The sequence below is a fragment of the Gammaproteobacteria bacterium genome, assembly GCA_019911805.1.
Taxonomy (GTDB): domain Bacteria; phylum Pseudomonadota; class Gammaproteobacteria; order Thiohalobacterales; family Thiohalobacteraceae; genus JAHJQQ01.
In genome coordinates, this window is record JAIOJV010000052.1 from 138,389 (window position 1) to 162,223 (window position 23,835).

General features: G+C 63.9%; 22 protein-coding genes. 16 read left to right on the plus strand and 6 right to left on the minus strand.

What is annotated here, in order from left to right:
* Window positions 1-4: 4 nt before the first annotated feature.
* The 3 genes from K8I04_05960 to K8I04_05970 all read right to left on the minus strand — a co-directional run bounded on the left by K8I04_05960 (window position 5) and on the right by K8I04_05970 (window position 1,798).
* Window positions 5-1,048 (minus strand): agmatine deiminase family protein, encoded by a 1,044-nt coding sequence (locus tag K8I04_05960; GenBank protein ID MBZ0071253.1) that lies wholly within the window; start codon window positions 1,046-1,048, stop codon window positions 5-7.
* A 68-nt stretch (window positions 1,049-1,116) separates the two neighbouring features.
* Window positions 1,117-1,392 carry a hypothetical protein gene (locus K8I04_05965; protein MBZ0071254.1) on the minus strand — a complete coding sequence of 92 codons (276 nt, stop codon included), beginning with the start codon at window positions 1,390-1,392 and terminating at the stop codon, window positions 1,117-1,119.
* A 121-nt stretch (window positions 1,393-1,513) separates the two neighbouring features.
* Window positions 1,514-1,798 (minus strand): type II toxin-antitoxin system HicA family toxin, encoded by a 285-nt coding sequence (locus K8I04_05970; protein MBZ0071255.1) that lies wholly within the window; start codon window positions 1,796-1,798, stop codon window positions 1,514-1,516.
* A 275-nt stretch (window positions 1,799-2,073) separates the two neighbouring features.
* On the opposite strand from K8I04_05970, the gene K8I04_05975 reads away from it, so the two are divergent.
* Both K8I04_05975 and lolD read left to right on the plus strand, forming a co-directional pair.
* Window positions 2,074-3,321 carry a lipoprotein-releasing ABC transporter permease subunit gene (locus K8I04_05975; GenBank protein MBZ0071256.1) on the plus strand — a complete coding sequence of 416 codons (1,248 nt, stop codon included), beginning with the start codon at window positions 2,074-2,076 and terminating at the stop codon, window positions 3,319-3,321.
* Window positions 3,314-4,000 (plus strand): lipoprotein-releasing ABC transporter ATP-binding protein LolD, encoded by a 687-nt coding sequence (lolD, locus tag K8I04_05980; GenBank protein MBZ0071257.1) that lies wholly within the window; start codon window positions 3,314-3,316, stop codon window positions 3,998-4,000. Before K8I04_05975 ends, lolD begins: the two co-directional genes overlap by 8 nt.
* Before the next feature lie 21 nt (window positions 4,001-4,021).
* Here the strand turns inward: lolD and K8I04_05985 are convergent, their stop codons facing one another.
* Window positions 4,022-4,543, minus strand: coding sequence for a DUF2062 domain-containing protein (locus tag K8I04_05985; protein ID MBZ0071258.1), 522 nt, complete (start codon window positions 4,541-4,543; stop codon window positions 4,022-4,024).
* Window positions 4,544-4,663: 120 nt separating this feature from the next.
* Between K8I04_05985 and K8I04_05990 the strand changes: the two genes are divergently transcribed.
* The 7 genes from K8I04_05990 to kdsB all read left to right on the plus strand — a co-directional run bounded on the left by K8I04_05990 (window position 4,664) and on the right by kdsB (window position 12,119).
* Window positions 4,664-7,018, plus strand: a complete 2,355-nt coding sequence (locus K8I04_05990; GenBank protein ID MBZ0071259.1) for a DNA internalization-related competence protein ComEC/Rec2 — start codon at window positions 4,664-4,666, stop codon at window positions 7,016-7,018.
* 96 nt (window positions 7,019-7,114) lie between these two features.
* Window positions 7,115-7,750 (plus strand): MotA/TolQ/ExbB proton channel family protein, encoded by a 636-nt coding sequence (locus K8I04_05995; protein MBZ0071260.1) that lies wholly within the window; start codon window positions 7,115-7,117, stop codon window positions 7,748-7,750.
* Window positions 7,747-8,172, plus strand: a complete 426-nt coding sequence (locus K8I04_06000) for a biopolymer transporter ExbD (GenBank protein ID MBZ0071261.1) — start codon at window positions 7,747-7,749, stop codon at window positions 8,170-8,172. Before K8I04_05995 ends, K8I04_06000 begins: the two co-directional genes overlap by 4 nt.
* A complete protein-coding gene (gene msbA, locus K8I04_06005) occupies window positions 8,173-9,951 on the plus strand; it encodes a lipid A export permease/ATP-binding protein MsbA (protein MBZ0071262.1) in 1,779 nt (592 codons plus the stop codon).
* 123 nt (window positions 9,952-10,074) lie between these two features.
* Entirely contained in the window at window positions 10,075-11,073 is a 999-nt protein-coding gene (gene lpxK, locus K8I04_06010) for a tetraacyldisaccharide 4'-kinase (GenBank protein MBZ0071263.1), read from the plus strand.
* Window positions 11,074-11,147: 74 nt separating this feature from the next.
* On the plus strand, window positions 11,148-11,330 hold the full coding sequence (locus K8I04_06015; protein ID MBZ0071264.1) for a Trm112 family protein: 183 nt from the start codon (window positions 11,148-11,150) through the stop codon (window positions 11,328-11,330).
* Between the two features lie 9 nt (window positions 11,331-11,339).
* Entirely contained in the window at window positions 11,340-12,119 is a 780-nt protein-coding gene (gene kdsB, locus K8I04_06020) for a 3-deoxy-manno-octulosonate cytidylyltransferase (GenBank protein ID MBZ0071265.1), read from the plus strand.
* Window positions 12,120-12,129: 10 nt separating this feature from the next.
* On the opposite strand, the gene K8I04_06025 is transcribed toward kdsB, so the two are convergent.
* A complete protein-coding gene (locus tag K8I04_06025; GenBank protein ID MBZ0071266.1) occupies window positions 12,130-12,408 on the minus strand; it encodes a hypothetical protein in 279 nt (92 codons plus the stop codon).
* A gap of 124 nt (window positions 12,409-12,532) precedes the next feature.
* Between K8I04_06025 and K8I04_06030 the strand changes: the two genes are divergently transcribed.
* Entirely contained in the window at window positions 12,533-13,009 is a 477-nt protein-coding gene (locus K8I04_06030; GenBank protein MBZ0071267.1) for a low molecular weight phosphotyrosine protein phosphatase, read from the plus strand.
* Between the two features lie 136 nt (window positions 13,010-13,145).
* On the opposite strand, the gene rne is transcribed toward K8I04_06030, so the two are convergent.
* On the minus strand, window positions 13,146-15,824 hold the full coding sequence (gene rne / locus K8I04_06035; protein MBZ0071268.1) for a ribonuclease E: 2,679 nt from the start codon (window positions 15,822-15,824) through the stop codon (window positions 13,146-13,148).
* Between the two features lie 539 nt (window positions 15,825-16,363).
* Between rne and rluC the strand changes: the two genes are divergently transcribed.
* The 6 genes from rluC to K8I04_06065 all read left to right on the plus strand — a co-directional run bounded on the left by rluC (window position 16,364) and on the right by K8I04_06065 (window position 23,820).
* The gene (gene rluC / locus K8I04_06040) at window positions 16,364-17,347 is read left to right on the plus strand and encodes a 23S rRNA pseudouridine(955/2504/2580) synthase RluC (GenBank protein ID MBZ0071269.1); all 984 of its coding nucleotides are present in this window, start codon (window positions 16,364-16,366) and stop codon (window positions 17,345-17,347) included.
* Window positions 17,348-17,428: 81 nt separating this feature from the next.
* Complete coding sequence (locus K8I04_06045) at window positions 17,429-18,121, plus strand: HAD-IA family hydrolase (protein MBZ0071270.1); 693 nt, start codon at window positions 17,429-17,431, stop codon at window positions 18,119-18,121.
* Window positions 18,122-18,199: 78 nt separating this feature from the next.
* The gene (locus K8I04_06050) at window positions 18,200-19,213 is read left to right on the plus strand and encodes a S49 family peptidase (protein ID MBZ0071271.1); all 1,014 of its coding nucleotides are present in this window, start codon (window positions 18,200-18,202) and stop codon (window positions 19,211-19,213) included.
* A 63-nt stretch (window positions 19,214-19,276) separates the two neighbouring features.
* The gene (locus K8I04_06055; protein ID MBZ0071272.1) at window positions 19,277-20,683 is read left to right on the plus strand and encodes a hypothetical protein; all 1,407 of its coding nucleotides are present in this window, start codon (window positions 19,277-19,279) and stop codon (window positions 20,681-20,683) included.
* 29 nt (window positions 20,684-20,712) lie between these two features.
* Complete coding sequence (locus tag K8I04_06060) at window positions 20,713-21,711, plus strand: glycosyltransferase (protein MBZ0071273.1); 999 nt, start codon at window positions 20,713-20,715, stop codon at window positions 21,709-21,711.
* Between the two features lie 87 nt (window positions 21,712-21,798).
* Window positions 21,799-23,820 (plus strand): Gfo/Idh/MocA family oxidoreductase, encoded by a 2,022-nt coding sequence (locus K8I04_06065; GenBank protein ID MBZ0071274.1) that lies wholly within the window; start codon window positions 21,799-21,801, stop codon window positions 23,818-23,820.
* Window positions 23,821-23,835 lie beyond the last annotated feature (15 nt).

Here is a 23,835-nt window from a genome sequence, read left to right on the forward strand (position 1 = left end):
CGTTTCACGTGGCGCCGAGTACGCCTTGCGGCAGCTGCATGGTGACACAGTGCAGGCTGCCGTATTGCAGGATCAGCGCACTGCAGTCGATCGGCACGATCTCGCGATCGGGGAAGACGGGCGCCAATGCGGCGATCGCGGCCGCGTCGGCGGGGTCGTCGTAGACCGGCAGCAGCACGGCGCCGTTGATGATGAGGAAATTCGCATAGGTCGCCGGCAGGCGCTGGCCGGCGGCGTTGCGCTTAGCCGCGGGCCAGGGCAGCTCGATGAGACGATAGGGCCGGCCGTCGCGCCGGCGAAACCCGTGCAGCTCCCCGGCCATCGCCTGCAAGCTGGGGTAGTGCGGATCCTGCGGGTCGCTGCAGCCCTGATAGGCGATGGTGTCGGGCGTGCAGAAGCGGGCGACGGTGTCGACATGGCCGTCGGTATCGTCGCCTTCCAGCGCACCGTGGTGCAGCCACAGGAAGCGGTCCACCCCCAGCAGTTCATGTAACCGCGCCTCGAGCTGGGCCTGGTTCAGTTGCGGGTTGCGGGTGGGTGCGAGCAGGCAGCTGGCCGTGGTCAGCAGGGTACCCTCGCCGTCGGTCTCGATGCCGCCGCCCTCCAGCACCAGCTCCACCTCGACCCGGGGGCAGTCCCCGAAGGCGCCGGCCGCACTCAGGCGCGCGGTGATCTGGTTGTCGAGCGTGGCGTCATACTTGCCGCCCCAGCCGTTGAAGACGAAATCCAGCAATCGTGGTCCGGCGTCACCGTAGACCGTGATGGGGCCGTGGTCGCGGGCCCAGGTGTCGTTGGACGGGACTACGAACAGGCGCACCCGGTCCAGGTCCACGCCGGCGGTGCGCAGGCGGTCCGTAACGGCCCGCAGATGCCCGCTATCGTAACAGCTGATCAGCAGCCGCTGGCGGCGCGCCACCTCCCGGGCGATGGCGAGGAACACCGGCTCCACCCGCTCGAGGTGGGGTGCCCAGTCACCGCGGTCATTCGGCCAGGTGAGTTGGACGGCGTCCTGGGGGGCCCACTCGGGTGGAAAATGCGTCGCTGTCATGAATGGCGGGTCGCAATGTAGACGTGCCCGCGCAGTGCGGGCACGGAGAGAGGCACGTGTGGCCCCGCCTAGCGGTGTACGACCGAGTGCAGGGTCCGGTCGCCCTCGAAATAGACCGTAAACCCGTCGTAGATCCAGCGGGTGATGGGTGGCTGTCCGACCGCCTCGATGACCGACTGCGGTTTGCCGAAGCGGGCCTCGACCGCGGCCATGGTCTCGCCCTTGCCCGGCCGTTCGGCATCGGCGTTGGCCTGGACGGCGTCGAGCACCAGGGTATCCGCGCTGGCCATGGATTGCAGCGCGGCCCCCAACACCACCGCCACCAGAACGCGTTTGAGATGCATATTCAGATCCTCTTCCCCTGTTGCGGGCACTATAGCACCGGGATGAAACGCGTGAAACAGCCTTGCCTTTCCACTGATGCCGCAGATCTGGTGAGGTGCGACCGGACAGTGGGTGGGCTCCTCAGCGGGTGCCGTGACCCTGCCCATCCTCCACGAGCGTGACACCGGCCGCGAGGAGATACTCGCGCACATGCCGGACCTCCTGTTTGGTGCAGACACCGCTGTGGTGCGGCCGGTGCAGGGTACCCTCGATACCATTCAGGACGACGTGGATACGCGCCCCATGGACGGGGGTGACGGCGCTGCCGAGGTGATGCAGCAGCGATTCGATCTCGCGCCAGTGAATGTTGCCGCTGACGGGCTCCTTGAGGATGGATTCGAGCAGGCGTTCGTATTTGTGGCTCATGGGTGCGGGCTCGCGCGGTTGCAGGGGCCTGATAGGTCCAGCACGGATGACCGGTTGCGATACAGTGCCAACTCTGCCGGGTGGGACGACCGCTTGCAACTGTGTCGAGGCGTGCCTGACGCACCGGGGGCTTCACACCGCGGCGGTCATGGTGCGTCGCTGCGCCGACGCACCCTACGCGCCGGGCTTCAGGGTATAGTGCTTCGACCCATCCACCGATGTCCGCCCCGGAAACCGTTACCGGAAGCCGGGCTTTCATGGTTTAATGCCGCCCCATGTTTCGTCCCTACGAACTCTACATCGGTCTGCGCTACACCCGCGCCAAGCGGCGCAACCATTTTATTTCCTTCATCTCACTGATTTCCATGCTGGGTATCGCCCTGGGCGTGACTGCGCTCATCACCGTACTGTCGGTGATGAACGGCTTCGAACAGGAGCTGCGCACCCGTATCCTCGGCATGGCCGCGCATGTCCAGATCATGGGTTACGGTGAGGGCCTGGCCGACTGGCAGGCGATCGCCCATATCGCCGCGGAGAATCCGGAGGTGATCGGCACGGCACCCTATGTCCAGGCCGAGACCATGCTGACGCACGGCAATCAGGTGAGCGGGGCAATCGTGCGCGGCATCCTGCCGGAGGAGGAGCCAGCGGTGTCCGATGTCGGCGAGCATATGAAGATCGGTGAGCTGACCGATCTGCAGGCAGGGAAATACAACATCATCCTCGGCAGCGAGCTGGCACTGCTGCTGGGTGCACAGGTCGGCGACAAGATCATCGTCGTCAGCCCCCAGGTCAGTGTCACACCCGTGGGCGCCATACCGCGGCTGCGACGCTTCACCGTCAGCGGCATCTTCGAGGTCGGCATGTTCGAATACGACCGCGGCGTCGCCCTGGTGCATCTCGACGATGCCGCCAAGCTGCTGGAGCTCGGCGACAGGGTGAGCGGTGTGCGTCTCAAGCTGCGTGATATGTTCGAGGTCGCACGCGTGAACGACGAGCTGGCCGTGCGCCTGCCGGCGGACTTGCGTCTCACCGACTGGACCCGCCAGTACGCGAACTTCTTTCGCGCCGTACAGACCGAGAAGCGCGTGATGTTCGTCATCCTCACGCTGATCGTCGCGGTCGCCGCCTTCAACATCGTCTCCACCCTGGTGATGGTGGTGACCGACAAACAGGCGGATATCGCCATCCTGCGCACGCTCGGCACCACCCCGGCTTCGGTGATGACGATCTTCATCGTACAGGGCACCATCATCGGCGCCTTCGGCACGCTGCTCGGGGTGCTCGGTGGTATCGGCCTGGCACTCAACGTCGAGACCATCGTGCCGTTCATCGAGCAGCTCTTCGGTGTGAGGTTCCTGTCGCCGGATGTGTACTACATCAGCAAACTGCCGTCGCAGCTCGAGTGGTTGGATGTGTGGCGCATCGGTGGCGTGTCGTTCTTCCTCAGTATGCTGGCGACGCTCTATCCCGCCTGGCGCGCCTCCCGCACCCAGCCGGCCGAGGCCCTGCGTTATGAATAGCCCTGTGCCGGTGCTGGCCTGCCAGGGCCTGAGCAAGACCTTCACCGAAGGCCGGCTGAACGTGGACGTGCTCCGAGGGTTGGATTTCGCGGTCGCCGCGCGTGAGCGCGTCGCCATCGTCGGTGCCTCCGGCAGTGGCAAGAGTACCTTCCTGCATTTACTGGGTGGGTTGGATCGGCCCACCAGCGGCAATATCCAGGTCAGCGGCCAGCACATGGCGCAGCTGTCTGACGCCGCCCGCGGACGGTTGCGCAACCGGGCACTCGGCTTCGTCTATCAGTTCCATCACCTGTTGCCGGAATTCAGTGCGCTGGAAAATGTCGCCATGCCGTTGCTGATTCGCGGCGACCGGGTCGCGGCCGCCCGTCACCGCGCCTGCACTATGCTCGAACGCGTCGGCCTGGGTGAGCGCCTGCGCCACAAACCCGGGGAACTGTCGGGTGGCGAGCGTCAGCGGGCGGCAGTGGCGCGCGCCCTGGTCACCGAGCCGCAGTGCGTGCTGGCGGATGAACCCACCGGCAACCTCGACCGGCACACGGCCCAGGCGGTGTACGAGCTGATGCTGGAGTTGAACCAGGTGTTCGGTACGAGTTTTGTCATCGTCACCCACGATCTGGAACTCGCCGGGCGCATGGACCGTGTGCTGGAATTGCGCGATGGCCGGCTGCAGCCGCGCTGAGCGTAGACAGGGGGCTGGCTGCTAGGGCAGGTGGCGCAGAATGCGCCGGCGGCGGCGCTGCTGTACGACATACAGCCGCCAGGCCAGCCGTACCGTCACGAACCCCATCAGCGCCAGCACCGCGCCGAGGGTCACGCCGCCCAGTAACACGGGCTTCCACAGTCCACCCATGCCGGCGATCAGGGTGTGGAACGACAGCTCGAAATGCAGTTCACGCGCTGGCAGGCGCAGCATCCAGGTACCGAGGCGATAGCTGGCGTACCACGCGGGCGGCAGGGTGATGGGATTGGTGATCCACACCAGCGCCGCCGCGATCGGCAGGTTCACGCGCAGCCCGATGGCACAGAGCGCGGCCGGGAGCATCTGGAAGGGCATGGGCACGAAGGCCCAGAACAGGCCGATCGCGACGCCGCCGGACACCGAGCGCCGATTGAGATGCCATAGATTGCCGTCGTGCAGGCGCGCCCCGAAACGCCGCAGATGCGGGTGCTCACGCAGTTTGCGGTGATCGGGTAGATAACGTCTTATAATGTGTCTTGGCATGGATGGGCTTCTGGAGTGCTCCCGGAGCGTATCAGGGGCATTTCCGAGCGCGTTGCGGGTGTCGAGCAGCCGGCCGGATCGCTGGCTGCGCCATTATCGCCAAAGTGTTCAAGGAAGAACATGATCCCGATTGCCCTCGCGGTCCTCGCCGGCACCGTCGGCCTGCAACTGCTGTCCGATCTGCCGCTGTCCTGGGTCGCCATACCCCTGGCCCTGTGCGCCACCCTGTGCCTGTGCCGGCGATCGACCCGGCCGCTGGCCTGGGCCATCGGGGCGTTCCTATGGGCCTGGTGGCAGGCCGGGCTGCAGCTCGACCGGAGTCTGTCTGCGGCGCTGGAGGGGCGCGACCTGATCCTGCGTGGCACCGTTGTCTCGCTGCCAGAGGCCGATGGGCGTAGCACGCGGTTCCTCTTTCACAGCCACAGTCGCGCTGACGGCACTGAGTGGATAGCGTTCGAGCACCGTCTGCGCTTGAGCTGGTACGCACGCGCTGGCGACGCTCCCGCGATCGCGGCCGGCACAGCCTGGCAGCTCACGGTTCGCCTGAAGCGTCGCCACGGCTTTCACAACCCCGGCGGCTTCGATTACGAAGGCTGGTTGTTTCAGCATGGCATCGACGCGACCGGCTACGTGCGCGCCCGGCCACCCGCGACACCGCTGCCGGAATCCAGGCTGCCGGTGGCGTTGCGGCTGCGCGCGGCCTTTGATACCCGGCTGACGGCCGTCCTCAGCGGCAACGATCAGGCCGGCCTGCTGCGCGCCCTGGCGCTCGGCGCGCGCGACGGCATCGCCACCACCGACTGGGAGGTGTTGCGCGCCACAGGCACCGGACACCTGGTGGCGATCTCCGGCCTGCACATCGGGCTGGTCGCGGGCATGGCCTTCGCCACCGTCCGCTGGCTGTGGTCGCGCAGTGCAACCCTGACGCTGTACCTGGCCGCGCCACGCGCTGCGGCGCTGGCGGGCTTCGTCGCGGCAACGCTGTACGCGCTGCTCGCCGGCTTCGGCATCCCCGCACGGCGTGCCTGGATCATGGCCGGGGTGTTGCTGCTCGGTCTGGCCCTGTGCCGCCGCGGCGACCCCTGGCAGGGGCTGGCGCTGGCGCTGTTGCTGGTGGTGCTGGCCGATCCACTGGCGGTGAACAGCCCCGGCTTCTGGCTGTCCTTCACGGCGGTCACCATCATCTTTGCCGGCCTCGCCCGGATGGCCGGTGGTCCACCGGGCGACAGCCGCATCAGCCGGCTGCGCGGGCAGATCCGCAGCCTGGTGCAGTTGCAGCTGCTGCTGAGTCTGGGACTGCTGCCGTTCACGCTGGCCTTCTTCGGTCAGTTCGGCTGGACGGCGCCCGTTGCGAACCTCCTGGCCGTACCATGGACCAGCCTGATCATCGTGCCGCTGGTGTTCGTTGGCTTGTTACTGCTGTTTCCCGCACCGCTGCTCGCCGGCTGGGTCTTCGCTCTGGCCGGGTGGGCAACCGGCTTGCTGCAGCACTGGCTGGCCCTGCTGGCGGGCCTGCCCGGCAGCCTGCTGGGGATGCCGACGGCGCCGCTCGCGGTATCGCTGCTGGCCGGATTCGGCATCGTCTGCGTACTGCTTCCCAGGGGAGTGCCGCGGCGACTGCTGGGGCTGCTGGTGCTCCTGCCGTTGCTGAGCTGGCGGCCGCCGCAACCGGCCCCGGGCAGCGCCTGGCTGACGCTGCTGGATGTCGGCCAGGGACTGGCCGCCGTGGTGCGCACCCGGCATCACACCCTGGTCTACGACGCCGGCCCGCGGTTTGGTCCCGACTTCGACACGGGTCGCGCCGTGGTTGCACCGTTTCTGGAGGCCCAGGGGCTGCGGCGGGTGGATGTACTGATCGTCAGCCACGGCGACAATGACCACCGCGGCGGCGCCCGTTCACTGGATGGGCGCCTACCGGCCTTCCGGCTGCTGACCAGCGTCCCCGAGCGTATCGGGTGGCGCTACAGCCGCCGCTGCCATGCCGGTCAACGCTGGGAATGGGATGGCGTCGTGTTCGAGGTCCTGCACCCGCAGGCCAGGGAATATGCCCACGGCAACGATGCGTCCTGTGTATTGCAGGTACGGACCGCCCACGGGGACAGCGTGTTGCTGCCCGGTGATATCGAGGCCGCGACGGAACGCGCGCTGGTGCGGCGCCATGGCGCCACACTGGCAAGCACGGTGCTGGTCGCGCCGCACCATGGTAGCCGCAGTTCCTCCACGCCGGAGTTCATCGCCACGGTCGATCCGCGCTGGGTGCTGTTCCCGGTGGGCTATCGCAACCGCTATGGCTTTCCGCGCGCCGAGGTGGTGGCCCGTTACCGTGTTCATGGCAGCGGACTGCTGACCACGGCCGGGGGCGGCGCCCTGGAGCTGCGTTTGGGCGAGGGCGGGGCGCATCTGCACCCGACGCTGCACCGACGCCTGGCCAGGCGCTACTGGCAGTCGCCGCCTGAGGTTCCGCCAGGCCAATGAAAACCGTATGATAGGCGCGCTCACGCGAGCCCGTGCCGGACCTGCCCGGGCCCGAATGGCGCGGCCCGGATTCATCATATTCAATAGGAAACTACTGTGTTCGAACTGATCAAAGCGGGTGGCTGGTTGATGCTGCCGATCATCGCCAGTTCCGTCATCGCGATGGCGATCACTGTGGAACGCCTGTGGATGCTGCGGCTGCGGCGTGTGCTGCCGCGCCATCTGGTGCCCCAGGTGTGGAACTGGGTACGCAATCACCAGCTCGACGGCACCAAACTGGCCGCCCTGCGTATGGGCTCACCGCTGGGGCGCATCCTGGCCGCCGGCCTGGTCAATCTGCAGCACGACCGCACGGTCATGAAGGAGGCGATCGAAGACGCCGGCCGGCATGTGGTACTGGAACTCGAGCGTTATCTCAACACCCTCGGCACCATCGCCGCGATCACGCCACTGCTGGGCCTGCTCGGCACCGTGGTCGGCATGATCGACGTCTTCAACGCCATCATCACCCAGGGCGTCGGCAACCCCGGGGCACTGGCCGACGGTATCTCCAAGGCGCTGATCACCACGGCCGCCGGCCTCGCGGTGGCCATTCCCAGCCTGATCGTCTACCGCTACTTCCGCGGCAAGGTCGATATGCTGGTGGTGCGCATGGAGCAGGAGGCGACCAAGATGATCGAGGTGATGCATGGTGAGCGTGAGCAGGATAGTAGTACCGAGGACAGCGCATGAATCTCCGCCCGCGCCGCCGGGACGATGTCGAGGTCAATCTCACCCCGTTGATCGATGTCGTCTTTCTGCTGCTCATCTTTTTCATGGTCTCGACGACCTTCAATCGTGAATCGCAGCTGCAGGTGGACCTGCCGGAGGCATCGAGCGAGCCCACCGAGGTGGCGAAGGATGTCCTGGAGATCACGGTCAATGCCGCGGGCGAATATTTCATCAATGAGCAGCAGGTGATCAACACCGAGCCGGAGACCTTGCGGCGCGCCATCATCCAGGCGATCGGCGACCGCCGTGACCTGCCCGTCATCGTGCGGTCCGACGCGCGCACGCCGTTCCAGGCGGTGGTCACGGTGATGGATGTCACCGGCAAGCTGGGTATGACACAGCTGTCGCTGGCGACCAGTCAGCCCGGCGAAGCCACCCAGTAGATGTCCACGGCGGCGCAGCCGGCCGGTACCCCGGGCACGCCCGGTAGTTGGGCGACCTATCGCCGCCTGATCGGCTATGCGCGGCCGCATTGGAAGCTGTTTGTCTTCAGCGCGCTGGCCATGGCGGCCTACGCGGCCACCGACACCGGCTTCGCGGCGCTGATGAAACCCATGCTGGACGACAGTTTCGTCGCCCGCGATCCACAGGCCATCCGCAACATCCCGCTGCTGCTGATCGGGCTGTTCCTGGTGCGCGGCGTCACCGGCTTCATCTCGAGCTATGGTATGAGCTGGGTGGGTCGCCAGGTGATCCAGGTACTGCGGGGCGAGATGTTCGCCCGGCTGCTGCGCCTGCCGGCCGACTACTACGCCAGCCACACCACCGGGCAGCTGGTCGCCAAGCTCATCTACAACGTCGAGCAGGTCTCGCAGGCGAGTACCAACGCCATCACGATCCTCATCCGTGACAGTCTCACGGTGGTGTTTCTGCTGGCCTGGATGTTCTACATCAGCGGCTGGCTGGCACTGCTGTTCCTGCTGGTCGGCCCGGTACTTGCGGTACTGACGCGGTATGTGAGCCGCCGCTTCCGGCGGATCAGTCGGCGCATCCAGGACTCCATGGCCGATGTCACCGAAGTCGCCAGCGAGGCGATCGAGGGGCACACGGTGGTCAAGGCCTTCGGTGCACAGGAGTACGAACAGGCACAGTTCGACAAGGTCAATCGCAAGAACGCCAGCCTGCAGATGAAGCACATCGCCACCAGCGCGGCCAGCGTGCCCTTCACCCAGTTCCTGGCCGCCAGCGTGCTGGCCGGCGTGATCTATCTGGCGACGCTCGATCCCTTGCTGGGGCACATCAGCCCCGGCGGGTTCGTGTCTTTCATCGCCGCCATGATGCTGCTGATGCCCTGTCTCAAGCGCCTCAGTACCGTGAACTCCTCGCTGCAGCGCGGCATTGCCGCGGCCGAGGGTATCTTCGCGTTGATCGATATGCCCACCGAACCCGACTCCGGCGAGCGTGCCCTGGAACGCGCGCGCGGCGAAGTGGAGTTCCAGGACATTACCTTTCGCTATGGACCGGGGCAGGGCCCCGTGCTGAACGGCTTGTCGTTCCGCATGGCGCCAGGTGAGATGGTGGCGCTGGTCGGGCGCTCCGGCAGCGGTAAGTCGACGCTCGCCGGGTTGCTGCCACGTTTTCGCGACCCGGAGCAGGGCACGATCCTGCTCGACGGTGTGGACATCCGCGCCTATCGCCTGGCCGATCTGCGTGCGCAGATCGCGCTGGTCAGTCAGGAGGTCGTGTTGTTCAACGACACCGTAGCGCACAACATCGCGTACGGCCGCCCCGGCACCGCGCGCGCCGACATCGAGCGCGCCGCGCACATCGCCCATGCCGACGGCTTCATCCGCGCGCTGCCACAGGGCTACGATACGGTCGTGGGCGAGAAGGGCGTACTGCTGTCGGGCGGCCAGCGGCAGCGACTGGCCATCGCCCGCGCCGTACTCAAGGACGCGCCCATCCTGATCCTCGACGAGGCCACCTCGGCGTTGGATACCGAGTCCGAACGTGCCATCCAGGATGCCCTGGAGACGCTCATGCAGGGCCGCACGAGCCTGGTGATCGCGCACCGTCTGTCGACCGTGGAGAAGGCCGACCAGATCCTGGTGATGGAGGCAGGCCGTATCGTCGAGGCGGGGCGGCATGCGGAACTGCTCGCCAACGAGGGCCGTTACGCCGCACTCTATCGGCTGCAGTTCCGGGATGCGGCCATTAGCTGATGTTGAGCAGGAGCGTTAACCACAAAGGACACGAAGTACACGAAGAAATACTGATGATCCTGATGAACGGATCGGTGGCTCATTGAGCCTGCGTGTCCTTTGTAGTTGACGGATCCTCCTACCATGCCCAAGCCCCATCGCATCCTCGATCACATCTGGTACGGACGCAGTGCCTGGGCCTGGGCGCTGCTGCCGCTCAGCGGGCTCTACCGCGCCGTGGTCGGGGCGCGCCGCCTTACCTACCGCGTGGGGATCAGGAAGGCGCAGCGACTGGCCGTGCCGGTGATCGTCGTCGGCAACCTGACCGTGGGTGGCACCGGCAAGACGCCGCTGGTGACCTGGCTGGCGCAGTTCCTGCGCGCGCACGGCTATCGTCCCGGCCTGGTCGCGCGCGGCTACGGCGGTCGGGCGCGGCACTGGCCGCAGCAGGTGCGGCCCGACAGCGATCCCGCGACTGTCGGCGATGAGCCGGTGTTGCTCGCCCGGGCGACCGGCTGCCCGATGGCGGTGGCACCCGATCGGGTGGCCGCGGCGCGTGCGCTGCTCGCGCACAGCGACTGCGATGTGATCATCAGCGATGACGGCCTGCAGCATCATGCGCTCGATCGTGACGTCGAGATCGTCGTGATCGACGGCGTGCGGCGCTTTGGCAACGGCCATTGCCTGCCCGCCGGACCCTTGCGCGAACCGGCGCGGCGCCTGGCCGAGGTGGGTCTCGTGGTCAGCAACGGACCCGCTCAAGCGGGCGAATTCGCGATGCTCGTCCAGGTTACAGGGGCGCGCAACCTGGTGAGTGGCGAGCAGCGTCCACTGGTGGCGTTCCGTGGGACCGACCTGCATGCCGTCGCCGGCATCGGTCGGCCGGAACGCTTCTTCGGGGCGTTACGGGAACAGGGGCTGGATATCCAGGCACACGCCTTTCCCGATCATCACCGCTTTCGCGCCGAGGAACTCGCCTTCCCGGGCAGCGTACTGATGACGGAGAAGGACGCCGTGAAATGCCAGGCCTTCGCACAACCGTCGTTCTGGGTGGTTGGTACGCGGATCGAACTGGATCCCGCGTTCGGCGCACGCGTGCTGGAGTTGCTGCGTGGGACGGAATCAGGGCCTGACGGTCCGTGACCGACCTCTGGGCGTTCCCTGGCCCCGGGGCCCTGTCTTTATTACCATGGTCTGCTATTCACGCGAGGTTCGTCATGGACAAGAAACTGCTCGATATCCTGGCCTGTCCGGTCTGCAAGGGGCCATTGGTCTACCGCAAGGCCGAGAAGGAACTGGTCTGCAAGGTCGACCGGCTCGCCTATCCCATCCGCGACGACATCCCGGTGATGCTCGAGGAGGAGGCGCGGGAACTGGCCCCGGACGAAGAGATCACCTGAGCCGCACCCATGAGCGGATTCAAGGTAGTCATTCCCGTGCGCTACGGTGCGACCCGGCTGCCCGGCAAGCCGTTGCGCCCGCTGGCGGGCCGGCCGATGGTCGAGCACGTGTACCGGCGCGCCTGCGAGAGCGGTGCTGCGCAGGTCATTATCGCCACCGACGATGTGCGCATCGAGACGGTCGCGCGGGGCTTCGGTGCCGAGGTCGTACTGACCTCGGCCGATCATCCGTCCGGCACCGATCGGATCGCCGAGGTCATCGACCGCCTGGGCTGGATGGACGACAGCATCGTGGTGAATGTCCAGGGCGACGAGCCGCTCATGCCTCCGGCGCTCATCCGCCAGGTCGCGGACAATCTCGCGGCGCATCCGGAGGCCGCCATCGCCACGCTGGGCACACCTATCGATGATGCTGGTGAATTGTTCGATCCCAACGTGGTGAAACTGGTGGCCGACCGGCAGGGGCTGGCACTGTACTTCAGCCGCGCCCCTATCCCCTGGGACCGCGACGGCTTCACCCACGACCGGCAGCGTCTGCCGCCGGGCATCCCGTACCGCCGCCACCTCGGGCTGTACGCCTATCGCGCCGCCTTTCTACGCGCCTACCGCGACCTGGAGCCGGCGCCGTTCGAGGGCGGCGAGAGACTGGAGCAACTGCGCGCGCTGTGGCACGGCTACCGCATCCATGTCGCCGATGCCGTGGCGCAGCCCGGCCCGGGGGTCGATGTGGAGGCGGATGCGCAGCGGGTCGAGGCCTTGCTGCAGGCGTTGGAGGATGGAGCGGGCTGAGCCGCGCGGCTCAGTCGGGGCGGCAGCAGCGCAGGTTCAGCGCGACGAAATCCGGATTCAGTGCGGTGCCCTCGCTATCCATCACCGGTACCGTACAGGTCCGCGGCACGCGGCGGGTGGCGTCGCCGTGCTGGTTTGGCTGGATGATGGAGGCGCCCGTCTCGCAGGACAGCACCAGCGCCGGACCGTCCTCCAGGACCTCGATCACGCGGCATGCGTACCCTTCGAAATCCAGTTCGCGGCCGATGCAGGCACGGAGTTGTTCGAGGGTTGGCGGGGATAGGGGCATGGCGTCGCAACGGGTGTTGGCATACGGACTCTGAGGATGATGTATTTCAGCGGATGCCGCAAGCGGCTACCATGGGCGCGGGCCGATGGGGCCCGGGTGAGGACCTGTTCGAGGTAGGAGAATGATGGTGAAGGTACTGTTTGTTTGTCTGGGGAATATCTGCCGGTCGCCGACTGCCCAGGGCGTGTTCGAGGCGCTGGTGCGCCGGGAGGGCCTGGAGCGACATATCGAGATCGATTCCGCGGGCACCCATGACTACCACGTCGGCAAGCCGCCGGATACGCGCGCTCAGGAGGCGGCACAGCGCCGCGGCATCGATTTGAGCGGCCAGCGCGCCCGCCATGCCCGGCCGCAGGACTTCCTGGAATTCGACTACATCCTGGCAATGGACGAGAGCAATTACGATAACTTACGTGAACTATGTCCTCCAGATCATGAAGACAGGTTGCGGTTGTTCCTGGACTTCGCGCCCCATAGTGGGGTGCGCGAGGTGCCCGACCCGTATTACGGTGGCCTGCAGGGTTTCGAGCGGGTGCTGGATCTGATCGAGCAGGCCGCCGAGGGACTGCTGGCAGATATCCGCACGCGTCACGGCCTCTGACGGCGGCTGACCGGCTGTCAGAGACTATCCCCCACCTGTCACATGTCTTGGCCGGGTGGCGACCCAATGAAAAAGGCCCGGGTTGGTAGCCACCCGGACCTTTCCGTATCCGCCCCCTATGAGCCGGGGATCGACCCTACTCGCCGGATGTCACTGCCGGCGGCTTCGGGGTCTGAGTATCGCCACCGCTGCCCTCACTGTGCGAGACCTCCGGCTTGGCCACGACCGGCGGATTCGGTGCACTCGGCGGAACAGCGGGTGAGGCCGCCGTGGATTTGGTCGCGTTGTCCTGCGGTGCCGGGGAACTCAGGGGTGCCACCGGGGTGACGACGGCTGTGGGTGCCGGTCGCGGGGCCTGAACCGTCGCAGCGGATTCGCTCTGCGGTGGTTGCGGCCCGCCACCCTCGCGGTGCACCTCCACCGGGTCAGCCGTCTCGGTACGCGGTGGCCGCGGGGACTCCACGGCTGCGGTGCGCGCCTGGGTCGACTGATCGCCGCCATCTGTCTGCGCGCTGCCGTCGCCGCCGTTGTCGCTGGCTGCGTTCTCGCCGGCTTCCCGACGCGCGGCACCGCCACGCCGCCGGCCGCCGCGACGGCCACGACGGCTGCGGCTGGTGCGTGGCTGTTCGCCGTCTTCTGCCGCCGGGGTCTCGGTACCTGGTGTGGTCGGTGGTGAAGCCTCCGTTACCGGACGTCCCTTCTCACGTGCCTCGGACGGCCCCTTGGGGCGTTGCGACACGCCTTCCTCGGCCGTGCGCCTGGCCTGATCTTCGCGCTGTCCCGCCTCACGACGGGGGTCGCCTCCAGGGCGTGAATCATCGGAGCGCCCCCCCGGCTGGGCACGACCGTTCTGGGAACGACTCTCCTGGGAACGACTCTCCTGGGAACGATTCTCCTGGGAACGATTCTCCTGGGGGCTGCGGCGGCGGCTGCCGTTGCCGCGGCGGCTACGATCCTCGCCTGATGTGCGCTCACGTTGCTCGCCACGTTCCGCACGGTCGCGACGTGGCCGTTGCGGACGGGCCGCGCTGGCCTTGGGTGCGGCTGGGGGTGTCGTAACGGGTGCGGTGGCGGGTTCTTCCTCGCGGTGGCCGAACAGGTTGCTCCACAGGCGTTTGATAAAGCCAGCCTGCCCAGCCGCCGCCGCAACCGCCGGTAGTGCCGCTGCCTGGACTGGTGGTGCGGCCGGCGTGGCCGCGGGCACCGGCGTCGGCGGTGTGAGGAACTTGACCGCCGGTTCGTCGCCGTTGCGGATGACCGCCTTGCCGAATTCCGCCGTCGTCTCCGCTTCGGCCTCGTCGGGCGTCAGGGTGTAGCTCGCCGTCGGCTCCTCGGGCAATTCATCGCTGCGGATACGCTCGATCTCGTAGTCCGGCGTGTGCATGTGCGGCACGGGGATCAGCAGGATGTCCACGTGCTGGCGCTGTTCGGTGGCGTGCAGGATGTGGCGCTTCTCGTTCAGCAGGAAGGTGGCGACCTCGACCGGCAGGTGCGCGACGATGCGGCCGGTCTTGTCCTTCATGGCGCTCTCTTCAATGATGCGCAGCACCGACAGCCCCAACGATTCCACCCCGCGCACCGTGCCCTGGCCCTTGCAGCGGGGACAGACGATCTGGCTGGATTCGCCGAGCGACGGCCGCAGGCGCTGGCGCGACATCTCCAACAGGCCAAAGCGCGAGATGCGGCCGATCTGCACCCGCGCACGATCCATCTTGAGTGCCTCGCGCAGGCGATTCTCCACCTCGCGCTGGTGCTTGGTGGGCTGCATGTCGATGAAATCGATGACGATCAGGCCGCCCAGGTCACGGATGCGCAACTGGCGGGCGATCTCGTCGGCCGCCTCCAGGTTGGTGTTGAGCGCCGTCTCCTCGATGTCGCCGCCCTTGGTGGCGCGGGCCGAGTTGATGTCGATGGAGATCATCGCCTCGGTGTGGTCGATGACGATGGCACCACCGGAGGGCAGGGTGACCTCGCGCTGGAAGGCCGACTCGATCTGGCTCTCGATCTGGAAGCGCGAGAACAGCGGCACGGTATCCTGATACAACTTGAGCTTGTTCAGGTTGTGCGGCATCACCAGTTGCATGAAGTCGCGGGCCTTGTCGCAGATGTCCGCGTCGTCGATGAGGATCTCGCCGATGTCGGAGCGCAGATAGTCGCGCAGGGCCCGGATGATGACGTTGCTTTCCTGGTAGATCAGGAAGGGTGCCGGGCGTTCCGTGGAGGCGGCCTCGATGGACGACCAGAGCTGCAGCAGGTAGTCCAGGTCCCACTGCAGTTCCTCGATGGCCCGGCCGACGCCGGCGGTGCGCACGATCAGCCCCATGTCCTCGGGGATGTTCAGCGCCGCCATGGCGTCACGGATCGAGCTGCGATCCTCACCCTCGATACGCCGCGATACGCCGCCGGCACGGGGGTTGTTCGGCATCAGCACCAGATAGCGGCCCGCCAGGCTGATGAAGGTGGTGAGTGCTGCACCCTTGGTGCCGCGCTCCTCCTTCTCGACCTGCACGACGATCTCCTGGCCTTCGCGCAAGGCCTCCTTGATGCTCGCGCGGCCACCGGATTCGCGTGCCTCATCGCTGAAGTAGCTGCGGGCGACTTCCTTGAGGGGCAGAAAGCCGTGGCGCTCGGCGCCGTAGTCGATGAATGCGGCTTCCAGGCTGGGCTCTACGCGGGTGATCTTACCCTTGTAGATATTGGATTTTTTCTGTTCCCGGGCGGGTACTTCGATATCGAGGTCGTAGAGTTTTTGGCCATCTACCAGGGCCACGCGCAACTCTTCGGGCTGAGTTGCGTTGATCAACATTCTTTTCATAAGTCGGTTCTCGCAGGCGCTCGGACCTGCCGATGGCCGCATGCCAAACGGCCGGGACCCCGTAGCGTGCCGTGGACAGCAGCACGCTCAACAACGGGCCCAGGCCGACGCAGGCCAACAGGATAGTCACCTGTTCGCCGTAGCGGGCGTCGGACATCAACATGGGAGCGCTTGAATTCATGTCAGGATTAACCTGTCGCCAAACAACCATTCGCATTCGTCCGCCGGCGGACCTGCTGGCGTGTCCGTCCCGGGGTGATCGTCACCCTGGGGCGGGTCTGTCAACCTGTGCACCGGTGTCATCGTGGGATCCCAAACCTGCGGAAAATCCCCGACCCGGGCGTACGAAATACGTGGAAACCCGTGCGTGTTCCGACCGCGATCCGGCCGGGCCCCCCAACTGTCCAGATTACGGGGACGTTCACGCTCGCGCCAATATATCAACGATGCCTCTTGTCAACAATGGCTTAGGCGATTTTTTTATGGCCGACGGGCGACATAGGGCCGGAACCCGCCTGGATTATTGCTATCATGCGCGCATGACCGCACCGGCCCAGAGTCCTTTGTCCCCCAGCTTTTCCAGCCCCAGGGTCCGCATCCTCGCCGTGGATACGGAGGATGCCGGTCAGCGTATCGACAATTTTCTGCTCCGCCACCTCAAAGGCGTGCCGCGCAGCCTGATCTACCGGATCCTGCGCCGCGGTGAGGTGCGCGTGAACAAGGGCCGCATCAAACCGGAATATCGGGTGCGGGCGGGCGACCAGGTGCGTATTCCACCGGTGCGGACCGGCCAGCCGGCACCGGGACCCGGCAGCGGCGGGGCGGGGGGCCGGCTCGAGGACCGTATTATCTACGAGGATGACCGGCTGCTGGTGGTGGATAAACCGGCCGGCATGGCAGTCCATGGCGGCAGCGGGCTGAGCTTCGGTGTGATCGAGGCGCTGCGCGCGGCCCGGCCCGAGGCCAGATTTCTGGAGCTGGTCCACCGGCTCGATCGCGAGACCTCCGGCTGTCTGCTGATCGCCAAGCGCCGCAGCGAGTTGCGCATGCTGCACGCCCTGCTGCGCGATGACGGTATGGACAAGCACTATCTTGCCCTGGTGCGCGGGCGCTGGACGCAGGGGGAGCAGCTGATCGAGGCCCCACTGCGCAAGAACCAATTGCGCAGCGGTGAGCGTGTCGTCACCGTGGATGCGGTGGGCAAGGCGGCGGATTCGCGCTTCCGGCCCCTGGAGACCTACCCGGAGGCGAGCCTCATGGAGGTCGAACTCGGCACCGGTCGTACCCATCAGATCCGCGTGCACGGCGCCCACAGCGGCCACCCGCTGGCCGGCGACGAAAAATATGGTGACGTTGACTTCAACCGATATATGCGCGGGTTGGGCCTGCGGCGGCTGTTCCTGCACGCCCACAGCCTCGGCTTCTCCGACCCGGAGAGCGGGCGCGAGATTCACGTCAGCACGCCGCTGCCCAGTGACCTGCGTGCCGTTCTGGACCGCCTGGCGGAGGCGGGTGCCGTGTAGGGTAACCGTAGGGGTGGTCGAGCGTGCCGCCACACTTTGGTTTGATAGTGTCTTTTCGCAACAGAAGAGTAGGGAACGATGATGCACGACATCAGATTGCTGGTATTCGATTGGGACGGGACTCTGATGGACTCTGAGGTGCAGATCGTTGCCGGTATGCAGGCTGCCATCGCGGATCTCGGTCTGGAGCCGCGCGGGACGGAGGCGGTAAAGAATATTATCGGTTTGGGCTTGCAGGAGGCCGTCGCGGCCCTGTATCCCGGGTCCGAACCGGAACTGGTTGCAGCGCTTGCCGAGCGCTATCGTGCTCACTGGTTCGGCGAGGCGCAACGCTCGCGGCTGTTTCCGGGTGTGGAAGAAACCCTGCATCTGCTCAAGGAAGAGGGATTTCAGCTCGCCGTAGCGACCGGGAAGGGCCGCCGCGGGCTGGACAAGGTGCTCGGCGAAACGGGCCTGGGCAGGCTTTTCGACGTAACCCGCTGTTCGGATGAGACGCGCTCCAAGCCGCACCCCCTGATGCTGAATCAGATCATGCACCACACCGGTGTATACCCTGCACAGACGTTGATGATCGGCGACACGGAATACGATATGGCAATGGCCCGCAACGCCGGTGCGCACCCCGTGGCGGTATCCTACGGGGTGCACGCGGTGGAGCGTCTGCAGCGGCACGCGCCGGTGACCTGCCTGGACCGCATCACGGAACTGGGCGACTGGCTGGCGGAGGCGCGGGAGGCCGCATCGTCCCATATTGCGTCCGGCAGACAGGCATAAGATGATCGGCCGGCTCAGCCCGGGCGCTGCAGTGGTATTGTGCGGCCCGATCGAAACCCAAGACGGAGACAACCCACGATGAGTGACGACTGGACCTCGGACAAGGCAGGCTACGGCGATGCGAAGGTGCCGGCGGCTGGGAGTGCGGCGAGCGGCAAAGATGCCAACTGGGAGCGCGATCTGCTCAATCGACTCGCCTTTGCCTCGCTCAAGGAGCAGCGCCGTGCCCGCCGCTGGGGCATCCTGTTCAAGACACTCACCTTCGTGTACCTCTTCGGCCTGCTGTTCCTCTACCGCCCCTCGGGCTGGGACACACCCCACGTCGCGGGCGCGAAATACACCGCACTGGTGGAGGTCAGCGGCATCATCGCGGCCGATGCCGATGCCAGCGCCGACCAGATCATCGTCAGCCTGCGCAAGGCCTTCGAGGACAAGAAGACGGCCGGCGTGATCATGCGCATCAACAGTCCGGGTGGCAGCCCGGTACAGGCCGGCTACATCAACGACGAGATGCGCCGCCTGCGCGCGGCCCATCCGGACATTCCGCTGTATGCCGTGGTGACCGACGTCTGCGCCTCGGGCGGCTACTACATCGCCGTCGGTGCCGATCAGATCTACGCTGACAAGGCCAGCATTGTCGGCTCGATCGGTGTGCGCATGGACAGCTTCGGCTTCGTCGATGCGATGCAGAAACTCGGCATCGAACGCCGGCTGCTCACCGCCGGCGACCACAAGGGTTTCCTCGACCCCTTCCTGCCCGAGAACCCGGACGACGTGACCCATGTACAGACATTGCTCAACGATATCCACGAACAGTTCATCCGCACGGTGAAGACCGGCCGCGGTGAACGTCTGAAGCCCAATGACAAGCTTTTTTCCGGGCTGGTCTGGACGGGTGAGCAGGGCGTCGAACTCGGCTTAGTGGATGGGATCGGCAGTGCTGGTTATGTCGCACGGGAACTGATCGGCGCCGAAGAGATCGTCGATTTCACGTCGCGGCCGGATTTCCTGCAGCGGTTCGCGCGGGGGATTGGGGCGGCGATGGGGCAGAGTGTCATGGCTCAACTGGTCCACAGTCCGATAAAACTTTAGCCACACACCATGGACACGTTATAACCGCGTAGCATACCAATAAAGCATTGAGTACAGATTTTTATGCAATCCAGCTTCAAGAATGTTTACGACAGATTGCCCATCTTTGCCCAGAACACCATACTCACTGGATTCAGCGCATTATTGGATCGTGAACGCTATGGTGGGGATTTCCACCGCTGGCAGCGGTTGCTCGAGGAAAGTCAGTGGTATTCGTCCGCACAATTGCTGGCCTACCAAGACGAGCAGTTGGCAAAACTGGTGGGCTACAGCTATCGGCATGTGCCGTATTATCGCAGGGTCATGGATGAGCGGGGGCTGAAGCCGCAGGATGTCGTCTCGACGGGAGATCTGGTCAAGCTGCCACTGCTTACACGCCAGAATATAAAGGATAACTTCACAGAACTGCTCTCGGATGAATACACCCTTGCCAAGGTCAAGAAAGGACATACGAGCGGCACCACCGGTTCACCGCTGGAGGTCTGCTACAGCGCTGGCCTGATCCATCTCACATATGCGCTGTTGGACCGGCACTATACTTGGGCAGGCGTACACATGTGTGTCCGCGGAGACCGTGTCGCTGTGCTGCGCGGCAACCCGATCGTACCGTTGCAGCAGAAGAGGCCCCCTTTCTGGCGTTACAACCACTTGCATAATCAGGCTTTATTCTCTTCCTTCCATATGTCGCCACAGAATCTGCCACACTACTTGGCGGAGCTGCACCGATTTCGTCCGCAAGTACTCGATGGTTACCCTTCGACGTTATATGTGATTGCCAAACATCTGCAGAACACAGGGCAAAAACTGAAACTGTATGCCGTGATCAGTTCTTCCGAGACACTGTACGATTTCCAGCGTGAAGTAATCGAACAGAGTTTCGATTGCCGGGTGTTTGATTATTTCGCGGCGGCTGAACGTGTGGCCTTCTCCAGCGAGTGTGATCGTCATGAAGGGCATCATCTTGCCGATGAGTACGGTATCACGGAGATACTGGATGATAGCGGGCGCCGTATGGAGGCTGGGAATACCGGTGTACTCGTCGGTACTTCGCTGCACAACTACGCAATGCCGATGTTGCGTTACGTGACCGATGACATGACTGCTCTCAAGGCTCACCATTGCTCATGCGGCAGAGGGCTGTCATTGATGGATGATGTCACGACCAAGGCCGAGGATCTGATTACTCTGCGCGATGGGAGGCTGATATCACCATCGGTTCTTACCCATCCCTTTAAGCCGCTGACCTCGATCTCCGCATCCCAGATCGTTCAGGAGGATCTCGATACGATCCGGATCAGACTGGTCGCCGGGCCAGCCTACACGGAGGGTGATGAGCAGGAATTGATACGGGGTATGAAGGAGCGCTTGGGCGAGACAGTCGACATCATTGTCGAAAAGTCCGATGAGCTGGAACGGACTAAGGCCGGAAAATTCAAATGGGTGATCTCCAAGGTGGAGCTGGGGATCTGATTCCGACCGGCCATGGATGAATTAAAGGCGTGAAAATAAAAATAATCTCCAACCTCAGCCGGTTGGCTACGGTCGACTCGAATGATTATGAGATCGAAATGCATGACTGCTCTAAGGGCTATGACAGCCTCGGCGCCGTTCTCAGCTTGTTCTTCAAGGCATTCCACTATGACTATGTGCTGATCAACGGGTCTGGCAGCCTGATTTTCAAGCTGGCACTGCTTAAATGGCTGATCCCATTTAACCCGGTCAGACTCGTGGTACTCGATATACTGCTGTCGTCACCTACGACGCCACGTGACCGAGTTAAGGCTTCCATTATCAAGGTCCTGTTGAAGAGGATCGACCTGTTGCTTTTGTATTACAAGGATACTCGTGGGCTGCAGAAGGTATATGGCATCCCAGCCAAAAAATTCCGTTTTGTTCCATTCAAGATCAATCAGATTGAACTGATCCAAAAAACCATACCGAGTGACGGCGGCTATATCTTCTGTGGTGGCAAGACACGCCGTGATTTTGCCACCTTGTTCGAGGCCGTTCGGGGCACAGATCTCCCGGTCAGGATCGTCACAACGGATAACAGTGATATCCGGCAGCATGGGTCTTACCTGGACATGACATCCATTCCGCCCAATGTGGAGGTTGTCATCCTGGACGGCAGCGCGGAGGAGTTCATTGCCCATTTGGCGGGCTCGCGGCTCGTGGTAATGCCTATCATCCCGGAAATCTGTGGTGCGGGGATCGGGGTCTATATCGTGTCGATGGCACTGAACAAATGTGTTGTGATAACGGACATTCCCGGAACCAGCGACACTTTGCCGCCAAGTACGGCTGTCATCGTACCCCCGAAAGATCCACTCGCGTTACGAAAGGCGTTGATCGAAGCGTACTATGACGAGGACTTCCGCCAGGGATTTGAGCAGGCCGGGTATGAGTATGCATGGCAACTGGGTGGTGAAGAGCGGTTGCTGAAATCCGTAGCCGGAACATTGCACGCGAATTTGGCAGAAGGGACGCGCGGCAGCTGAGCGCAACGTAAAGAGCAGTGTTCTCCATGCCCGGTTTCATTCCTAGGGCACGTCAATCAACAGCTGATGAAGTGAGTCGTAAAAAATATGAACAACAAGATCAAAGTCGCGGTTATCGGATGTGGTCGGATGGGACTGCATCATATGAAGGCAATCGAAGTATTGGGTTTTTCACAACTGGTGGCGGTTGCCGATACGCATGTCGAGGAATCTAAAGTCCGTTCGACCTTACCCGAGGCGGTGCGTTTCTTCGCAGATCCGGTGCAGATGCTCGAAACCATGAAGCCCGATATCGTGCATATCGTTACCCCACCAGATACCCATGTAGCGATGGCGCGGCTCGCACTGGAGCATGGCGCGCATATCTATGTTGAGAAGCCGTTCGCACTGTCCGTCGACGATACCCAAACGATTCTCGATTTCGCCAAGGAACGTAATCTGAAGGTCTGCGCTGGCCATCAGGTGCTCTTCCAGCACTCTGGGCAGAACTACCGGCGTTACATGCCGATCGTGCGCACGGCAGTGCACATCGAAAGCTACTTTTCTTTCAAGACGGTGCGTCGTGTCGACGGAGGACTGATGGGGCCGGTCGAACAAGTGGTCGATATCCTGCCCCATCCGGTTTATCTGATGCTCGATGCCTTCGAAGCCGCATCGACTGATCAGATAGATACTCCGTGTGAGGTAATCGCCGTCGATGTCCATGCCAGTGGCGAAGTGCGTGCATTCATCAAACAAGGTGATGTTCCGGCAATTCTCACAGTCACCTTGCGTGGCCGACCGATCGAATCCTATTTGCGTATTGTCGGCACCAATGGATCTCTATGGGTCGATTTCGTGATCAGTGGCATCACCAGATTACTTGGTCCGGGCTTTTCTGTATTTTCCGCAGTGCTCAACCCGTTCATCCGCGCCAAACAGATATCGTTCGGTACCATCGCGAATATCTATCGGATGCTCACCCGCAAACACAAGAGTTATGCAGGGCTGGCGGAACTGATCGATGCCTTTCATCACAGTGTCGCGGACGGCATATCGTCACCGGTTTCCCCGTATGCCATTCGAGAAACTGTGCGCCTGTGTGAACTCATCGGGAGCAAGCTGCAGGCCGAGGCCGAGCATGCCGAGCGGGAGGCAGCCACCAGGCTGGTCACGGAGGAAGCGGGCTTGTCACCTGTCGACAACACAAAAGGCCGGGTACTTGTAACCGGAGGCACGGGCTTCCTAGGCCGTGTCCTGGTCCAGCTGTTGCGGGGTCAGGGCTGGGCGGTCCGGGTCGTTGCCCGGCGCATACCATCGAGTGCCGATCGGATACCCGGTGTCGAGTATGTCCACGGTGACATAGGGGGGGAACTGCCGGATTCCGTCTTTGAGAGTGTGGATGCGATCGCCCATCTGGCGGCAGAAACTGCCGGTGGCAAGGAGGCACATGAGCGGAACACCATCGGCGCGACGCGTCTGCTGCTCGAGGCCGCTGCCCGACACGGCATCAGAAAATTCCTGCATACCAGCAGCATCGCCGTACTGAAGTCGAGCCATGAGGTTGGTGGACCCCTGTCGGAAAACTCCCCAGTCGACATCGGCAATCTCGCACGCGGCCCGTATGTGTGGGGTAAGGCCGAGGCCGAGCGTCTGGTAACAGAATTCTCTGCAGCCAATGACATCGAACAACGCCAAATCCGCCTGGGGCCATTAGTCGACTTCAAGGATTTCACGCCGCCAGGACGTCTGGGGCGTGAAGTAGGACCCCTGTTCGTCGCCATGGGACTGCCGGGTAATCCGTTGAGCGTCTGTGATGTGCATACCGCCGCCGAGGTGATTCGCTATTACCTCTCCAATTTCGAGCAGGCGCCGGCGATGCTCAATCTGGTCGAATCGCCCCAGCCCACGCGTGGCGATCTTGTCAGGAGATTGCGCGCCGCGAGGCCGGAATTACGGCTCATATGGTTACCATTCCCCATCGTGCGGGTGATATCGGCCACACTCAAGTTGGTACTCAAACTCCTTAAGCCAGCCAACAAGCCATTGGACCTGTATTCGGCTTTTGCATCCGAAAAGTATGATGGCAGTCTGGCGGCAATGGTCATTCGTAAGGCGCGTGGCGGGTAGTCGGACCCATGTCTT